At 73.5% G+C, this 16,675-nt stretch carries 13 protein-coding genes and 1 pseudogene; 5 read left to right on the forward strand and 9 right to left on the reverse strand.

Annotated features, from left to right (window positions below; translation table 11 throughout):
- Positions 1 to 16 precede the first annotated feature (16 nt).
- The 3 genes from LN251_RS33235 to LN251_RS33245 form a co-directional block, all read right to left on the reverse strand.
- On the reverse strand, positions 17 to 1,000 hold the full coding sequence (locus tag LN251_RS33235; protein WP_458247857.1) for a S1C family serine protease: 984 nt from the start codon (positions 998 to 1,000) through the stop codon (positions 17 to 19).
- Between the two features lie 152 nt (positions 1,001 to 1,152).
- Positions 1,153 to 2,253, reverse strand: a complete 1,101-nt coding sequence (locus tag LN251_RS33240) for a GNAT family N-acetyltransferase (RefSeq protein ID WP_458247858.1) — start codon at positions 2,251 to 2,253, stop codon at positions 1,153 to 1,155.
- A 328-nt stretch (positions 2,254 to 2,581) separates the two neighbouring features.
- On the reverse strand, positions 2,582 to 4,321 hold the full coding sequence (locus tag LN251_RS33245; RefSeq protein ID WP_458247859.1) for an ABC transporter ATP-binding protein/permease: 1,740 nt from the start codon (positions 4,319 to 4,321) through the stop codon (positions 2,582 to 2,584).
- A 49-nt stretch (positions 4,322 to 4,370) separates the two neighbouring features.
- Between LN251_RS33245 and LN251_RS33250 the strand changes: the two genes are divergently transcribed.
- Complete coding sequence (locus LN251_RS33250) at positions 4,371 to 5,009, forward strand: TetR/AcrR family transcriptional regulator (RefSeq protein ID WP_458247860.1); 639 nt, start codon at positions 4,371 to 4,373, stop codon at positions 5,007 to 5,009.
- 177 nt (positions 5,010 to 5,186) lie between these two features.
- Positions 5,187 to 6,266: pseudogene (locus tag LN251_RS33255) on the forward strand (glycerophosphodiester phosphodiesterase family protein).
- A 15-nt stretch (positions 6,267 to 6,281) separates the two neighbouring features.
- Here LN251_RS33255 and LN251_RS33260 read toward each other — a convergent pair.
- On the reverse strand, positions 6,282 to 6,641 hold the full coding sequence (locus LN251_RS33260; protein ID WP_458247861.1) for an ArsR/SmtB family transcription factor: 360 nt from the start codon (positions 6,639 to 6,641) through the stop codon (positions 6,282 to 6,284).
- A 152-nt stretch (positions 6,642 to 6,793) separates the two neighbouring features.
- Here LN251_RS33260 and LN251_RS33265 point away from each other — a divergent pair, with 152 nt between their 5' ends.
- Positions 6,794 to 8,080, forward strand: coding sequence for an MFS transporter (locus LN251_RS33265; protein ID WP_458247862.1), 1,287 nt, complete (start codon positions 6,794 to 6,796; stop codon positions 8,078 to 8,080).
- 388 nt (positions 8,081 to 8,468) lie between these two features.
- Here LN251_RS33265 and LN251_RS33270 read toward each other — a convergent pair whose 3' ends face one another.
- The 5 genes from LN251_RS33270 to LN251_RS33290 form a co-directional block, all read right to left on the reverse strand.
- Positions 8,469 to 10,190, reverse strand: a complete 1,722-nt coding sequence (locus tag LN251_RS33270) for an LCP family protein (protein WP_458247863.1) — start codon at positions 10,188 to 10,190, stop codon at positions 8,469 to 8,471.
- A gap of 256 nt (positions 10,191 to 10,446) precedes the next feature.
- Positions 10,447 to 10,797 (reverse strand): ArsR/SmtB family transcription factor, encoded by a 351-nt coding sequence (locus LN251_RS33275; protein ID WP_058927006.1) that lies wholly within the window; start codon positions 10,795 to 10,797, stop codon positions 10,447 to 10,449.
- A gap of 120 nt (positions 10,798 to 10,917) precedes the next feature.
- Positions 10,918 to 11,343 (reverse strand): ATP-binding protein, encoded by a 426-nt coding sequence (locus tag LN251_RS33280; protein WP_458247864.1) that lies wholly within the window; start codon positions 11,341 to 11,343, stop codon positions 10,918 to 10,920.
- Positions 11,344 to 11,346: 3 nt separating this feature from the next.
- Positions 11,347 to 11,769, reverse strand: a complete 423-nt coding sequence (locus tag LN251_RS33285) for a pyridoxamine 5'-phosphate oxidase family protein (RefSeq protein ID WP_458247865.1) — start codon at positions 11,767 to 11,769, stop codon at positions 11,347 to 11,349.
- Positions 11,766 to 13,484: a SulP family inorganic anion transporter gene (locus LN251_RS33290; protein ID WP_458247866.1), complete on the reverse strand. Its 1,719-nt coding sequence runs from the start codon at positions 13,482 to 13,484 to the stop codon at positions 11,766 to 11,768. The genes LN251_RS33285 and LN251_RS33290 overlap by 4 nt, the downstream gene beginning before the upstream one ends.
- Positions 13,485 to 13,725: 241 nt before the next feature.
- Between LN251_RS33290 and LN251_RS33295 the strand changes: the two genes are divergently transcribed.
- Together LN251_RS33295 and LN251_RS33300 are read left to right on the forward strand one after the other, a co-directional pair.
- Positions 13,726 to 15,099 carry an FAD-binding oxidoreductase gene (locus tag LN251_RS33295; RefSeq protein WP_458247867.1) on the forward strand — a complete coding sequence of 458 codons (1,374 nt, stop codon included), beginning with the start codon at positions 13,726 to 13,728 and terminating at the stop codon, positions 15,097 to 15,099.
- A 22-nt stretch (positions 15,100 to 15,121) separates the two neighbouring features.
- Positions 15,122 to 16,675, forward strand: a complete 1,554-nt coding sequence (locus tag LN251_RS33300; protein WP_458247868.1) for an acetolactate synthase large subunit — start codon at positions 15,122 to 15,124, stop codon at positions 16,673 to 16,675.

Here is a 16,675-nt window from a genome sequence, read left to right on the forward strand (position 1 = left end):
CCGGGGGCGGGCGCGCTCAGTCGTCGGTGACCAGCTCCGCCGGTACGGCGACGACGTCCACCAGGGCGTCGCCGCGCAGGGCGGTCAGGGCCAGGGGGCGCCCGATGGCGTCCTCCAGCATCAGGCGCTGCAGCGCCTGGGCGCTGGTGACGGGCGCGTCGCCCGCGGTGAGCAGCAGGTCGCCGGCGCGCAGGCCGGCCCGGGCTGCCGGGGAGGCGGCGACGACCTCGGCGATCCGCAGGCCGGTGCGCCGGCCGGTGCGGGCGCGCACCGGTGGGGGCAGGGGGCTCGGGGTGCCGGCGATGCCGAGGTAGGCGCGGCGGACCCGGCCCGTGGCGAGCAGCGCCGCGATGATCTTCCGGCTGGTGCCGTTCACGGGGATCGCCAGGCCCAGGCCGATGTCGGCGATGGCGGTGTTGATGCCGACGACCCGGCCGTCGGCGGTGGCGAGGGCGCCGCCCGAGCTGCCGGGGTGCAGGGTGGCGTCGGTCTGGACGACGTCGTCGATGACCCGGGTCGCCCGGCCCGTGCCGGCCGGCAGGGACCGGCCCAGCGCGCTGACCACGCCCGCGGTGACGCTGCCGGTCAGGCCCAGCGGGTTGCCGACGGCGACCACCAGCTGGCCGACCCGGAGGGCGTCGGCCTCCCCGAGGCGGGCCGGCGGCGGGGTCGGGCCGTCGGCGCGGACCACGGCGAGGTCGGACAGCGGGTCGGCGCCGATGACGTGGAAGGGGGTGGTGGTGCCGTCCGCGAAGGAGGCCGTACCGGCGTCGGCGTGGCCGACGACGTGGGCGTTGGTCAGCAGGAACCCGTCGTCGGTGAAGACGACGGCGGAGCCGGTGCCGACGACGAAGCGTCCTCCGGCGCGGCGGTGCGCGACGTTCAGGGCCGCCACCTTCGGGGTGAGTTCGGTGGCGACGGAGGTGACGGTCCGGGAGTAGGAGTCGAGCGCGGCCTGCTCCTCGCCGGAGCGGTCGGGCCCGGAAAGTGTCTCGGCCACGAGTCGGCCTTTCCGCTTGCCCAGGAGGCTGATCCCCCACCCGAGAGGCTGGATCCTCCACCCGAGAGGCTGGGATTACATGCTTACACCCCCGTCTCGGCCGGCGGACCGGACTTCGCTGCGGGCTGACGCCTGCCCGCCGCCCCGCACGGTCAGCGGGTGCCGGTGCCCGAGCCCCGCGAGGTGCGCAGCGTGCCGATCGTCCTCAGCAGACGGTCGGCGGGGGCGCGCAGCTCGGGGTGGGCGTTGACGGTGTTGCGCAGGCCGCGCACCGGCCTGCGCCACAGCCGGTGGGCCGTCGCCACCGGGTGGGGGCGGCTGGCGAAGCCTTCCGACACGCGCAGTTCGCGGGTCTTGAGCCAGTCCTTGTACTCCTTGTCGCCACGGCCGAGGTCCATGAGCGTCACCCCGTTGCGGGCGGCCGCCTCGGCGGTGCGCAGATGCATCATCAGTCCGGGCGAGTAGTAGTGCAGCTCGGGGTCGTAGGCGGTGAACCAGGCCGCGAGCACGGTGCGCGATCTCGGCCCGAAGTGGGCGGCCACCGGGCGGTCCCCGGCGTAGAGGACGGAGAGCACCCCGGTGAAGTGGGGCTCGCGGACCTGGAAGAGGTGGTCCACCAGGTCGACGATCCACGGCTTGGAGAAGCGGTCCATCCGGCCCGTCCTGCGGTACTGGGCGGACTTCCACTGCATGAGCCGGCGCAGCATCCGCGGGTCGCGCTCGTCGAACTCGAAGCGCACCTCGCCGACGTCGCGGCCGAGGCGGCGTTCCTTCTTCAGCGTCGTCTTGGCGAGCCCCGGGTAGGCGCCGCGCAGCCACTGCGCGTAGCCGCTGGGGTCGGGCTTGAGGTCGACCACCGGGGAGGCGAAGGTCCCGGTGACATGTCTGCCGAACGGTTTCTGTTCCGCGACGAGGTGGTCGAACTCGAAGATGGACAGCCCGCAGGCCTTCAGCAGGTCCTGGGCGTCCCAGGTGAATCCCGGGCGGTGCACGAGGGCCTGGCAGTCGGACAGGCCGAGACCGACGGCCCGCCCGACGCCGAAGGCGTTGCGCTCGTACGGGAAGAACCCGGCCGGCGCCCCGCCCTCGCGCAGGACGGCGACGCGTGTACCGGCTCGGTGGTGTCCGACGCCGAGGGCGAACTCGGGCGCCAGGAAGGGGTTGGAGTATTCCGGCGACTCGTCCATGGCACGGTGCCAGGCGTCGCGCAGTGAGGCGTTCAGCTCGTCGGCTCTGTGGATCGTGACGTCCACTTCAGATCAACCGTCCTTCCACAGGCTCCGCGAGGAACGCGCCGGCGGTGGCGCAGGCCGGAAGGGCGGGTGACCTTCTGTTCTTGGATCGCATAGGCGATCGCTCCCCCGTGACGTCCCCCCATGACGCGCTGTCCGCGTCCTACCGCTCAATTCAGTATCAGCCGATTCCGCGCTGTGTACACGCTCGTTTCGCGATTGACCCTTCCGGTGCCGAACTGTCCGACGTGGATCAAACCTCGCGAAACAGTACGCATGTTGTCAAGAGCGCCTGCCGCAGCGGAAGTCGGTGATGCGCCAACCGGCCGGCCGCCGGCGTCGCCGATGTTCACAGGGCCACCGGCCGTCCGCCGCGCCCGCGCAGGCGGAGCGAGGCCAGCGTGCCGCACATCAGGGCGGCGGCGAGGAGGAGCGCTCCGGCGGTCGCGGCGGTGCGCGCGTCGCCGTCCAGGGCCGCGTGAAGGCCCCGCACGGCCCAGTAGCCGGGCGAGGCGGGGGCCAGGCGCGAGACCCAGGCGGGCAGGACGTCGAGCGGGACGAGCGCGCCGCCGACGCTGCTGAGCAGCATGCCGCCGATGTCGAAGGAGGCCGACAGCTCGCCGGTGCTGCGCACCAGCACCCCGATCAGCGCGCCGAGGCCGAGCAGGGTGCAGCTCCAGCTCAGCAGGACGCCCAGCAGCAGGAGGGGGTGCGGCACGCGCAGACCGCAGACGGCCGTGCCGAAGCCGACGATCAGCAGTTGCTGGGCGAGCAGGGCCGCGAAAACGGGGATCGCCTTGCCCAGGAGCAGTTCGGCGGGGCGCAGGGGTGTGGCGCGCAGCCGGTCCCAGGTGCGGCCGAGCCGCTCGGTGAGGATGGCGCCGCCGGAGATGCTGAGGGCGAGCAGCGAGAAGGTGACCAGTGTGCCGACGACGGCCTGTTCGGTCCCGGCCTCCTGCCACTGGGCGGCGAGGTAGAGGGGGCGCAGCAGGGTGATGAAGACCAGCGGCAGGATCATCCGGCTCAGCAGCGGTCCCGGTTCACGCAGCATCAGCAGGGCGTTGTGCCGCACCAGGACGGTCAGGCGCGCGGCGGACGCACGGGCCGCCGTGGCTCGCCTCTCCCCGGACGGGAGGCGCCGCGGGCCGGATGGGTCGGCGGGTTCGCGGACGCCGTGCCTGACGTCGCGGGGGAAGGCCGCCTCGGCGGTGGGGTCGGGGCTACGCATCGCTCGCCTCCTTCTGCGGTGCGGCGGATTCCAGGGCGCGGTAGAGGTCGTCCAGGGCCGGGCGGTGGATGTCCACGGAAGTGGGGGTGCGGCCGGAGGCGAGCAGCGTCGCCAGGTCGGTCCGGGGTCCGTGGTCGGCATGCGCAGGTCGGGCTCGGCCGGGTCGGCGAAGGTGACGCGGAGTTCGCCCGGCAGATGGCGGGTGAGCTCCTGCTGGGTGCCGCGGGCGATGACGCGTCCCGCCCGGGCGATCGCCAACGTGGCGTCGAGGTCGACGAGTTCCGGCAGGTAGTGGGTGGTGTAGACGACCGCGGCGCCGGCTGCCGCGCGGGCTCTGACGGTGGCCAGCAGGGCCTCGCGGGTCTCGGGGTCGGCGCCTGCGGTCGGTTCGTCCAGCAACAGCAGCGGCGGCGAGCCGACCAGGGCGGTGGCCGCCTGCACCCGGCGGCGCTGCCCTCCGGACAGGACGCCGGCCCGCCGGTCCGCGACGGGCGACAGCCGCAGTTCGTCCAGCACGCGGGCGATCTCGGTGTCCCGGCGCCGCCCGCGCAGGCCGGCCAGTCCGGCGAACAGCCGCAGGTTCTCGCGCACGGTCGCGCCGCCGTACAGGGCCAGTTCCTGCGGAGCCGCGCCCAGGAGCCGGCGGGCCGTGCGGCCGGCTCGCAGCGCGTCGTACGCGCCGATGCGGACGCGGCCCTCGTGCGGGCGCACCAGGCCCGTGACGACCTCGACGAACGTGGTCTTGCCGGCGCCGTTGTGACCGATCAGGCCGACGATCTCGCCGGCCGCCACGGTCAGGTCGAAGCCGTCGAGCGCCCGGTCGGCGCCGTAGCGCTTCACCAGTCCTTCCGCGACGAGCATGTCCTCCCCCACTTCATGTATACGCCGTACACGTATACACTGTAGACCCATGAGCCGGAGACGGGAAGAGATCCTGGACGCGGCGCTGGCGATCGCCGACGAACGCGGCCTCGACGCGGTGTCGATGCGCGCACTGGCGGAGCGCGTCGGTGTGACGCCGATGGCGCTGTACCGGCATGTGAAGGACAAGTCGGCGCTGCTGGACGCCCTGGTGGGGCGGTTGCTGGCCGCGCTGCTGCCGTCCGGTCCGCAGCGGGACGAGCCGTGGGCCGAGCGGCTGCGCGCCCTGGCGCGGGCCTGCCGCCAGGTGACGCAGCGTCACCCGTGGGCGGCGCAGCTGCTCTTCTCCCGGCCGGCCGTGACACCGGACGCGGTGCGCGCGGTGGACATCATCTACACCGCGCTCCTCGAAGCGGGGGTGCCCGAACCCGAAGTGCCCCGGCTGGAACGCCTGGTCAGCACCTTCGTGATCGGTTTTGCCGCCTCGGAGGCCGCGGGCCGTTTCGCGCCCGGCCCGCTCGACCCGCGTGGCCGCCGCGGGCAGTTGCCGAAGAGCGCGCTTCCCGGCCACAGCAGGCTCGCGCCCTGGCTGGACCTGCCGCTGGACCTGGGCGCCGAGTTCGAGGCCGACCTGGAGGACATCCTGCACTTGGTGGAGGCGGCCGCGCGCAAGCGCCCCCGGGCGTGAGGGCTCACGCCGCGGGCCGGCCTCCGCCCGGCGTGATGGCACCCGGTCCCGTCCCCCGGTGTCCCGTCCTGGAAGCGTTTTCGGACATTCATGGACCCGTCATGTCGGGGCCGTTGAGGTCGCCGCCGACCGCACTAGCGTCGGCGGACGGCCCGACCCGACACGAGTGAGGTAGTGATGTCCGCACGACGCGTCCTCGCCGGCCTGGCGCTGGCTGCGCTGTTCGCCCTCCCGGTGGCCGCTCACGCCACGCCCTCCGACCGCTCTCCCGTACCGCACCCCAAGATCCGGTTCGATCTGCAGGCCCACCGCGGCGGAATCGGCATGACGACGGAGGAGTCCCTCGCGGGGTTCGCGAAGGCGATGCGGCTCGGCGTGTCCACCCTGGAGCTGGACACGCAGATCACCAAGGACGAGAAGGTCGTCGTCACCCACGACCGGCAGGTCAGCTCCGTCAAGTGCCGTGACACGGCACCGGCCACCCCGGGCGACCCGGTGTATCCGTACGTCGGCACATACGTCAAGGACCTGACGCTGGCCCAGATCAAGACCATGGACTGCGGTTATCAGCAACTGCCCGGCTTCCCTGAGCAGGAGGTCGTCGAGGGCAACCGCATGGCCGAGCTGAAGGACGTCCTGAACCTGGTCAAGAGCTACCACGCCTGGGGCCTGAAGCTGAACATCGAGACCAAGGTGGAGGCGGGCGCACCCGACGAGACGGCTCCGCGCGAGCTGTTCGTGCGCCGGGTGTACGAGGAGATCCACCGCTCGGGCATCGAACGGCAGGTCACCATCGAGTCCTTCGACTGGGGCGCGTTGAAGGCGATGCACGAGCTGGCCCCCAGGTGGCCGCTGGTCGCCCTGACCAACTACGACTTCCTCCAGGTCGGCCGGCCCGGCGCCTCGCCGTAGCTCGGCGGCATCGACGCCGACGACTACGGCGGCGACTTCGTCCGGGCCGCCGCCACGGTCCCCGGCGTCCGGGCCCTGTCCCCCAACTACGGCTTCCCGCAGACCGGCAAGGTCGGCGACCCCGGCTTCCGTTTCTACTCGGACCGGGCCATGGTCCGCGAGGCGCACGCGCGCGGACTGAAGGTCGTTCCGTGGACCTGCGACGACCCGGCCACCGTCGAGGCGCTGATGGACATGGGGGTGGACGGCGTCATCACGAACTACCCGAATCACGTCCGGCAGATCATGGCCGACCGGGGCATGCGCCTGCCGAGGCCCTACGGACGTACACACGGCGGGACGTGAGCGCCGCGCGCCGTCTCAGTCGTGCGGCGCCTGGCCGCTGACCCGGTGGTCGGCGTGGCTGAGCGCCTCCAGGACGAGGCGGCGCAGATGCCCGTCGCTGAGGCGGTAGTGGATGTGCCGGCCCTCCCGGCGCGTGTCGACGAGCCCGGCCAGGCGCAGCTTCGCCAGGTGCTGGCTGACCGCCGTGCGTGAGGCGTCGGTGCGCTCGGTGAGCGTCCCGACGTCCGACTCGCCCTGCGCCAGCAGCCAGAGCAGATGCAGCCGGGTGGCGTCCGAGAGCATCGCGAAGACCCCGGTCGCCTCGGCCAGCCGTGCGCTGTCCGGGGCCCGCAGATGCGCACCAGATGCAGTTGACAGGGGGTCGCGTACGGACATGGGAACAGCGTAGAGGCAGTGCGGCCCGGCGCGGTGAGGAGCGTCGGGGCCGTCGTGCTCCCACCTCCGGCCATCATGTGCGCAGATGCGCACATGATGGCTACACTGGCCGGACCGAGCCGCCGCACACCGTCGCGCCCAGGAGCCGCCGCATGCTCGCCGTCCTGCGCAACCGCACCTACCGCCACCTCTTCGCCGCCCAGGTCATCGCCCTGGTGGGCACCGGGCTGGCGACGGTGGCCCTCGGGCTGCTCGCGTACGACATCGCGGGCGGTGACGCCGGTTCGGTGCTCGGCACGGCGCTCGCGATCAAGATGGCGGCCTACGTCCTGATCGCCCCGGCGATCGGCGCGGTCGCGGACCGGCTGCCCCGCCGGGCCCTGATGGTCACCGCCGATCTGACCCGGGCGGGGGTGGCGCTGCTGCTGCCGTTCGTGGACCAGGTGTGGCAGGTGTACGTCCTCGTCTTCCTGCTCCAGTCGGCCTCGGCCGCGTTCACGCCGGCCTTCCAGGCCGTCATCCCGGATGTGCTGCCCGAGGAGCGCGACTACACCCAGGCCCTGTCGCTGTCCCGGCTCGCCTACGACCTGGAGAGCCTGTTCTCCCCCGCGCTCGCCGCCGCCCTGCTGACCGTGGTCACCTACAACTGGCTGTTCACCGGTACCGTGCTGGGCTTCCTCTCGTCGGCCGTGCTCGTGGTCTCCGTACTGCTGCCGAAAGCGGCGGCACCGGGCCCCGCGCGATCCGGTCGGGTCCGCGCCAGGGCCACCGCGGGCACCCGGCTCTTCCTCGCCGTCCCGCAGCTGCGCGCGCTGCTCGCGCTGAACCTCGCGGTCGCCGCCGCGAGCGCGATGGTGACCGTCAATTCCGTCGTCTACGTGCGTGACGTGCTGGCCCGGCCGGCGGGCGCCGTGCCTCTCGCGCTGGGCGCGTACGGCGCGGGGTCGATGGCCGTCGCGCTCGTGCTGCCCCGCGTGCTGGAGAAGGTGTCCGAGCGTGCCGTGATGCTGCGCGGGGCGCTGCTGCTCGGCGTCGTCTTCGCGGGGCTCGGCGCCATCACGGCGGCGCGGGGCGGGAGTTGGCGCTGGCCCGGCCTGCTGGTGGTCTGGGCGGCCTTCGGCGCCGCCTGTTCGATGGTGCTCACGCCCGCCGGACGGCTCGTGCGCCGCGCCGCGCCGGCCGAGGAGCGGACAGCGGCCTTCGCGGCCCAGTTCTCGCTCTCGCACGGCTGCTGGCTGCTCACCTATCCCCTGGCGGGGTGGCTCGGCGCGGAGGCCGGTCTGACGGCGGCCGTCGTCACCCTGGGCGCGATCGCGCTGGCCGCGTCCGCCGGGGCGGCGCGACTGTGGCCGTCGCCGCGACCGGCCGCCGGGGCAGCCGCCCCCGCCGTGCCGCCCCGCCCGCTCACCACGGCACCTGGGCTGGCCCACGACCGCTGAGAGGCCCCGGGCTCATGGCGAAGTCCCGGGCTCAGCGCAAGGTGCCGGGCCCAGCGCGAGGCCACGAACTCGGTGCAAGGTGCCGGGCCCAGCGCAAGACCCCGAGCTCAGCGCGAGACCCCGGGCTCAGCGCAAGACCCCGGGCTCAGCACAAGACCCCGGGCTCAGCACAAGACCCCGGGCTCAGCACAAGACCCCGGGCTCAGCACAAGACCCCGGACCCAGCGCAAGACCCCGGGCTCTGCACAAGGCCACGAACTCAGCGCTCCCGGGCTCAGCGCGAGACCCCGAACTCAGCGCGCGGTTCCGGGATCAGGGCGAGGTCCCGGGATCAGGGCGAGGTTCCGGGATCAGGGTGCGGTTCCGGGATCAGGGTGCGGTCCCGGGATCAGGGCGCGGAGTCCTTCTTGTCGCTCGCCGCCGCGTAGGCCTGGGCCGGGGTCATGGCCACGCCGTTGATCTCGACGGTCTTGTACGGGCTGACCTTCGCGCAGGTCTTGGCCTTGTCGGCGGTCTGGGCGTGGGCGTCGGAGACGGCCGCGTGCGTGTCGGCGGGGGCCGCCGACGAGCCGCCCGAGGAGGCGTACGCCGTGCCGGTGGGCCAGTCGCTGCCGATGACCAGGACCACGCCGGCCGCGCTGCCCTCGGTCAGGTGCGAGGCCGGCAGCCCCAGCGCGGAGGCGACGGTCTGGGCCTGGGCCTTCTGCCCGGGACCGTAGGTGATCGTCGTCCTCGACGACTGGGCGGGGGCGTTGCCCGAGGTGGTGCCGGAGCCGAAGCCCTTGGCGAGGAGCGCGTCGGCGACGACCGAGGCGCGTCCGCCGGTGGTAGTGCCGTTCTCGACCTCGACGGCGACCTCGGAGGCCGGCACCGTGGCCGCCGCGGACGCGGACGGCGCGGAGGACGACTTCTTCTTGCCGCCGCTCAGCGACTGGTCGTTGACGATGGCGGCGAACAGGGCCTTCGCGGCGGCTGCGGGCACGACACGGTTGGCGTCGGAGGGGTCGGCCCCCGTCTGCATGGTGGTGAACGTCATCCGCTTGGAGGGGACCTTGTTCAGGTCGGTCGCGAGGTCGACCAGTTTGGAGACGCTGCCCAGACCGGTGTCCACGGTCAGCGCCTTGGTGGCCGCGTCGGCGAGGGAGTACACCTTGCCCGGGTTCTCCAGAGTGCCCGCGCTCTTGAACTTGCGGATCATGGCGCTGAGGAAGAGGTGCTGGGAGACGGTGCGGCCCAGGTCGCTGCCGTCGCCGAAGCCGTGCCGGGACCGGACGAACTCCAGTGCCGCGTCGCCCTTGAGGGTGTGGGTGCCCTTGGCGAGCTTGAGGTGCGAGTAGGTGTCGTAGACGTTGTCGCTGACGCACACCGACACACCGCCCACCGCGTCGGACATCTTCACGACGCCCGAGAAGTCCAGCATCACGAAGTGGTCGACGGGGATGCCGGTGAGGTCGTGGACGGTCTTGACCTGGCAGGCCGGGCCGTACTGCAGGGCGCTGTTGATCTGCCCGTAGTAGCCGGCCGTGGACTGGCTGCTGTCGGGGTCCTTGCAGGCGGGGACGTGGGTCATGGTGTCGCGGGGGATGCTCATGACCGTGGCGTTGGAGCGGTCGGCGGACACGTGCACCAGCATCTCCACGTCCGCGTTGTGCCCGACGGTCGACTTCGCCGAGCCGCAGCCGCCGCCCAGTTTGCAGTCGGCGGCGTTGTTCCGGCCGTCCGAGCCGATCACCAGGACGTTGATCGGGGTCCGCCCGAAGGCGTCCGCCTTCTCCTGGCCGCCGGCACCGTCGTCGAGGGCGACGCTGTTGATGTTGCCGTTGAGGTGCTCGTACAGCCAGGCGCCCGCGCCCGCCGTCACCAGGACCAGGCCCGAGACGGTGAACAGGGCTATGCGCGCCACCCGCCTGCGGCGCGCCACCGGTTTGGCCCGGCGCCCCGCGCGGCGCCCGTGCGCCTGGGCTGCCCGCCGGGCGGCCGCCCGGCCGCCGGGGCCTGAGCCGGGGCCGGGGTCGAACGCCTCATCGCTCGTCTCCCGCTGCCGGGGGACACCGGCCGTGCGGCTGCGTGTGCCCGCGCGGCCGCGGGTTTCGCCCCAGGGGTCGCTCAAGTCCCACTCCCTACGCTGTGGCCGACGCCAACCGTCCCGGCGCGAACGACCGGGCGGTGGGCGACCGCCCCGCACGTCAGGGCGCACCCCACGGGTTGGATGATTGCGCAATATAGCAACCGTTCCTGAGCCCGCCCGTGTGCGGGATCACATCCCCGCCTGCGCGTTCGAGGTCCCGACCAGGACGCTTACGCGACACGACGGCGGGCGCGGGTGTCAGTGGACCGGGGTGCGTCGGGGAAGCGGGCGGCGGACGTCACGCCTGCGGCTTCGCCGCCCCCGGCGTGGCCCGCAGGTCCGCGAGGAGCTCGGCCTGCCCGGCCAGGACTCCCGAGAGGATCGTCCGCGCCACCCGCAGCAGCTCGGCCACCTCAGGACTGGTCAGGGAGTAGTAGACGGTCGAGCCCTCCTTACGGGTCACGACCAGGTTCGCCCGCCGCAGCACGGCGAGCTGCTGGGACAGGTGCGCGGGTTCGATGCCCACCTCCGGCAGCATCTCCGCGACCGCGTGCTCGCGTTCGCTCAGCAGCTCCAGGACGCGGATGCGCGCCGGGTGACCGAGGGTTTTGAAGAACTCGGCCTTCAGCTGGTACAGCGGCGTACTCACCGTGCCGTCTCCTCCACCCACACACCAGGCCGAACCGCCGCGGCGGGCGGAACGACATCATCAATTATCGACTTTAGCAATTACGGTTTGTCATGTGAGGATCATGCCCGTCCGCTCCGCTCAGAGCGGCAGGGTGATCCAGATGCTCTTGCCGCCGCCGTCGGCGTCGGGCCGGACGACCGCGGTGCCGTGCAGGGCGAGCAGGAGTTCCATGACGGTACCGAGCCCTCCCGCGCCGGTCCCGGTGAGCCCCGCGTACAGCGGCGGCTGGTAGGGGTGACGGTCGTGGACGGCGAAGGCCAGGCAGTCCGCGCCCGCCGCGTACGTCACGGTCACCGTCGGGGAGAGCACGGCGGCGTGCCGGACACTGTTGGTGACCAGCTCGCTCAGGATCAGCAGGGCCGGGTCCACGGCGCGGTGCCGTAGTCCGATCCCCCACTCGACCAGGGCCTGCTCGGCGGTCTCACGAGCCGCCCGCACGGCCGAGGGCGCGGTGGGCAGTGTGAGCACGTGCCGGTGAGGAAGGGACTGCGGTCGTGTGGGCATCCCTCACACCTCCCCGCGCGCGACACGGAACCCGGTGACGGTCCGGGGGCGGATGCGCAGGATCGTGTCCTGCGGGCCGGGCGCCCAGCCGCCGGGGGCAGGCTGCCGGGTGCCGTCGGTGAGGGCGTCGTCGGCGTCTGTGGCGGTGACGACTTCGGCAGGACCGGAGACGGTCACCGTCCAGCCGGTGCCGGGCACGGCGCGGCTCTCCTCCACCTCGTACGTGGCCGTCGCGGGCCCTTCGGCGGCCGGGCCCGACGTGCGCACGAGCAGGCGGCCGTCCACCCACACGTGGGCGGCGGGCCGCAGCACGGTCAGGTCCCGCTGCGTGTACACGAGCCGGCCCAGCCTGCTGCGCCGCAGGAGACAGAGGGCCTCCGCGCCGGAAACCTCGACCGTCCGGAGCGTGGCGGGGGCGACGCTCATCGCAGGGCCTCCTCCGTGGCGGTGCCCGAGGGCCGGGGCGGGGGCAGGACTCCCGCGGCCTCCAGGTGGTCGCGCGCCGCACGGATCGCCTCGGGCGTGGTGGTGAACTCGTGGCCGTCGCGCCGCAGCAGGTCGAGGGCGCCGACGGACTCGAGGACCTGCAGCTGGCCGGCGCGTATGCCGGAGGCGAGCACCATGATGCCCCGGCGCCGCAGCTTCTCCACCGCGTCCTTCAGCACCAGGGCGCCGGTCGCGTCCATCGTCGACACCCGGGACATACGGAGGATGACGACGCGGACGTCCGCGACCTCGGTCAGCTCCAGCAGGAAGCGGTGGGCGGCGGCGAAGAACAGCGGACCGTCTATGCGGTACGCCACGATGTGCTCGGCGAGCAGCGCGTGCTCCTCGTCGCTGTGGTCGCCGCGGTCCAGCGGCACCTGTTCGACCCGGGCCTGCCGGGCGACGGCGCGCAGGGCGAGGACGCCCGCGACGGCGAGGCCGATGATCACGGCGTAGACGAGGTCGAGCGCCAGGGTCGCGACGGCGGTCAGGACGAGGATCAATGCGTCGGAGCGCGTCGCCCTCGCCATGGCCCGCAGCGAGCCGACCTCGACCATGTGGATCGCGGTGGCCAGCAGGACGCCGGCGAGCGCGGCCAGCGGGATCCTCGACACCAGGGGCGCGGCCGCGACGACGATCAGGGCGAGGACGGCGGCGTGCACGAGGGAGGCGAGGCGGGAACTCGCGCCCGTGCGGACGTTGACCGCGGTACGGGCGATGGCGCCGGTCGCCGGGACTCCGCCGAACAGGGGCGCCGCGATGTTCGCCAGCCCCTGCCCGAACAGCTCCCGGTCCGGGTCGTGCCGCTGGCCCACCGTCATGGCGTCGGCGACCGAGGCCGACAGCAGTGACTCCAGGGCTGCCAGGGCGGCGACGGCCACCGCGGGGGCGAACAGCGTGCCGAGCGAGCCGAGGTCCAGGAAGGACAGGGACGGCATCGGCAGTCCGGACGGCAGGTCGCCGATCGGCTTCGCCGCGTCCAGGTGCGCCAGCTGGGCCACGGCCGTGGCGGCGATCACGGCGACGATCGAGAACGGCACGGCCGGCCGCCACCGCGCCCCCAGCAGCATCACCGCGGCCACGCCGACCGCGAGGCCGGCCGCCGTCCAGTTCGGGGACCGGACGAACTCCTCGGCGGCCCGCCAGGCCACCACCAGTACCCGGTCGCCCTCCGGCTTGGGCACGCCGAGCGCGTTCGGGAGCTGCTGCAGGCCGATCACGCAGGCGATGCCGAGGGTGAAGCCCTCGACGACCGGGGCGGGCACGTACTGCATGTAGCGGCCGGCGCGCAGCACCGCCAGACCGACCAGCAGGACGCCCGCCATGAGGCCGACGGTGAGCACGCCCCCCGGGCCGTACCGGCCCACGATCGGCACCAGGACCACCGTCATGGCGCCGGTCGGGCCGGACACCTGCAGATTGGACCCGCCGAACACCGCGGCGACGGCGCCCGCGACCACGGCGGTCGCCAGTCCCGCCGCGGCGCCGAGTCCGGAGGAGACGCCGAAGCCCAGCGCGAGCGGCAGGGCGACGATGGCCACGGTCAGACCGGCGAGCAGGTCCCGGCGCGGATCCCGTCGTACCTGCGCGAGATCGGTGCGGGAGGGCAGCAAGGACAGGAGGCGGGTGGCCGCCCGGCGGATCGTGGTGGTCATCGGGTGGCGCCCTCGACTTCCCTGGCATTACTTGCGTTCACAGCAATGACAGCATCTAACGAATTGCGAAACTTTGCAATTCGGCATCTGTCATCGAGAGGGCCGAGGAGGGCGACGGCAGGGCCAACCGGCCGCCGGGTGAGGCCTGTTGGACCGGCATCCGAGCGGCGGACCCGGTCCCATGATGGCGAGCACGGCCTCGGGCGCTGCCCGTGGCGCGTCACCGAGGAGGGACCGGATCATGACCGACACCGGAGCGCTGCTGGCCAAGGTGGTGGGCGCGGAGCACGTGCTGAGCGGGGAGGGTGTGCCGGCGGAGTACGGTCACGACGAGTCGCTGACCGCCGTGGCCCGGACGCCCGCGTACCTGGTGCGTCCCGCCACGGTGGACGAGGTGTCGGAGGTGGTGTCGCTGGCCGCGGCGCGGCGGATCGCGGTGACCGCCCGCGGTTCGGGGACCGGGCTGTGCGGGGCGTGCGTGCCGCGCGCCGACGGGATCGTCGTCTCCTTCGAGCGGATGAACCGGATCGTCGAGATCGACACCGACAACCACGTCGCGGTCGCCCAGGCCGGTGTGACCCTGGCCGACCTCGACGAGCGGACCGCCGCGGCCGGGCTGTGCTATCCCGTGCGCCCCGGTGAGCGGGGCGCCTCGGTCGGGGGGACCGTCAACACCAACGCCGGCGGCATGCACGCCGTCCGGCACGGTGTGACCCGGCACCATGTCCTCGGCGTCGAGGCCGTCCTCGCCTCAGGTGAGGTCGTGCGCAGCGGCGGCCGGTACGTGAAGACCAGTACCGGCTACGACCTGACGCAGCTGCTCGTGGGTTCGGAGGGCACGCTCGCCCTGGTGACCGAGGCGGTCCTGCGGCTGCGTCCCCGGGCCGAGCACCGCGCGACGGTGCTGGCGCCGTTCGGCTCGGCCGAGGAGGTCTCGCGCGCGGTGCCGCGGCTGCTGGCCGGGGGCGTGGATCCGCTGGCTCTGGAGTACGTCGACATGCTCACGATGGCGGCCATGACGCAGCGGCAGGAGCTGGCCCTCGGCATTCCCGAGCAGGTCCGCCGCACCGCCCTGGGGTATCTCGTCGTGGTTCTGGAAGAGCGCTTCGCCGAGCGGCTGGAGGCGGATGTGGAGCGGCTGGGCGAGCAGTTGCTCGGCCTGGGCGCGGCCGACGTCTATGTGCTGCCCGCGGCCGCCGCACGGGATCTGATGGAGGCCCGCGAGCGGGCGTTCTGGGCGTCGAAGGCGGCCGGCGCGGACGAGGTCGTGGACATCGTCGTCCCCCGGGCCGCGCTGCCGCGGCTGTTCGCCGCGGCGGACGCCCTCGCCCGGGACAGCGCCTCGATCATCACCGGCTGCGGGCACGCCGGTGACGGCAATGTGCACCTGGCCGTCTTCCAGCCGGACCCCGTACGGCGCGAGGGGGTGCTGCGCGGGCTGTTCCGGGCCGGTGCGGACCTGGGTGGCGCGATCTCCGGCGAGCACGGCATCGGGACGACGAAGAAGAGGTACTTCCTCGAACTGGAGGACCCGGCCAAGGTGGAGCTGATGCGCCGCATCAAGCACGCCTTCGACCCCGACGGGATCCTCAACCCGGGGATCCTCTTCGACTGACCGCGTGAAAGGCCGAATCACCGTGAACGGTGCCCATGCCGTGGCCCGCACTCTGCTGGAGTGCGGTGTCGAGATCTGCTTCGCCAACCCCGGCACCTCCGAACTGCACTTCGTGGCCGCCCTGGACGACGAACCCGCCCTGCGGGCCGTGCCGTGCCTGTTCGAGGGGGTGGCCACCGGCGCGGCCGACGGCTGGGGCCGGATGACGGGCCGGCCGGCGGCCACCCTGCTGCACCTGGGGCCCGGGCTGGGCAACGGCCTGGCCAACCTGCACAACGCCCGCCGCGCGCACACCCCGCTGGTCAACCTGATCGGCGACCACGCCCTGTTCCACAAGAAGTACGACGCCCCGCTGGAGTCGGACGTCGACGCCCTGGCCGGGACCGTGTCCGGCTGGGTGCGCCGCTGCGAGGACCCGGCGACGGCCGGCAGCGATGTGGCCGAGGCGGTGGCCGCCGCCACCGGCGCCCCCGGGCAGGTGGCCACGGTGATCCTGCCCGCCGACGTGTCCTGGTCGGACGGTGCCCGGCCCGCACCGCGCGGGGCCGTCCGGCCACCCGCCGCCGTGCCCGAGCAGACCGTCGTAGAGGTGGCGGAAGCCCTGCGCGGCGGCGAGCCGGCCGCGATCCTGCTGGGCGGACCGGCCACCCGCGAACCGGCGTTGCGGGCGGCCGCCCGGATTGCCGCCGCCACCGGCGCCCGGCTGCTGTGCGAGACGTTCCCGGCCCGCCTGGAGCGCGGTGCGGGTCTGCCGTCCGTGGAGCGGCTGGGCTATCTCGCCGAGGGGGCGATGGCGCAGCTGCGCGACGTGCGGCACCTGGTGCTGGCCGGCGCCCGTGCGCCGGTGTCGTTCTTCGCCCATCCCGGCCTGCCGGGTGCGCTCGCGCCCGACGACTGCCGGATCCACACGCTGGCGACGGCCGCCGACGACGCGGCCGGGGCACTGGGCCGGCTGGCCGACACCGTGGCGGCGGGAGTCGTGCCGGTGGTGCAGGCCGCGGAGCGGCCCGAGGCGCCCTCCGGCGCGCTGACCGCCGAGAGCGCGGCGGCGGCCGTCGGCGCCCTGCTGCCGGAGGGCGCGATCGTGGTCGACGAGGCGAACACCTCGGGTCTCTGGCTGCCCGGCGCCACCGCGGGCGCACCCCGGCACGACTGGCTGACCCTCACCGGCGGCGCCATCGGCCAGGGCCTGCCGCTCGCCGCGGGCGCCGCGCTCGCCTGCCCGGACCGGCCGGTGCTGTGCCTGGAGGCCGATGGCAGCGCGATGTACACGGTCTCCGCGCTGTGGACCCACGCCCGCGAGCACCTGGACATCACGACGGTCGTCTTCGCCAACAACGCGTACGCGATCCTCGGCATGGAGTCCCAGCGGCTCGGCATGAGCGCGGACGGGCCGGCCCGCCGCGATCTGCTCGACCTGTCCCGTCCCCGCCTCGACTTCGTCGCGCTGGCCCGGGGCATGGGCGTGCCCGCCACCCGGGCGACGACCGCCGAGGACTTCACCGCCCAACTGCGCTCGGCGCTCGCCGAACCCGGTCCGCACCTCATCCAGGCGGACGTCCCCCCGCTGTTCTGA

The organism is Streptomyces sp. MAI_2237, from assembly GCF_054189285.1.

What these genes read in the sequence shown, in the direction of transcription:
- LN251_RS33285 (WP_458247865.1), bottom strand. Translation starts at nt 11,769, where the DNA reads ATGAGCGTCGCCCCCGCCACGCTCCGGACGGTCGAGGTTTCCGGCGCG.
- LN251_RS33280 (WP_458247864.1), bottom strand. Translation starts at nt 11,343, where the DNA reads ATGCCCACACGACCGCAGTCCCTTCCTCACCGGCACGTGCTCACACTG.
- LN251_RS33295 (WP_458247867.1), top strand. Translation starts at nt 13,726, where the DNA reads ATGACCGACACCGGAGCGCTGCTGGCCAAGGTGGTGGGCGCGGAGCAC.
- LN251_RS33250 (WP_458247860.1), top strand. Translation starts at nt 4,371, where the DNA reads ATGAGCCGGAGACGGGAAGAGATCCTGGACGCGGCGCTGGCGATCGCC.
- LN251_RS33260 (WP_458247861.1), bottom strand. Translation starts at nt 6,641, where the DNA reads ATGTCCGTACGCGACCCCCTGTCAACTGCATCTGGTGCGCATCTGCGG.
- LN251_RS33290 (WP_458247866.1), bottom strand. Translation starts at nt 13,484, where the DNA reads ATGACCACCACGATCCGCCGGGCGGCCACCCGCCTCCTGTCCTTGCTG.
- LN251_RS33245 (WP_458247859.1), bottom strand. Translation starts at nt 4,321, where the DNA reads ATGCTCGTCGCGGAAGGACTGGTGAAGCGCTACGGCGCCGACCGGGCG.
- LN251_RS33265 (WP_458247862.1), top strand. Translation starts at nt 6,794, where the DNA reads ATGCTCGCCGTCCTGCGCAACCGCACCTACCGCCACCTCTTCGCCGCC.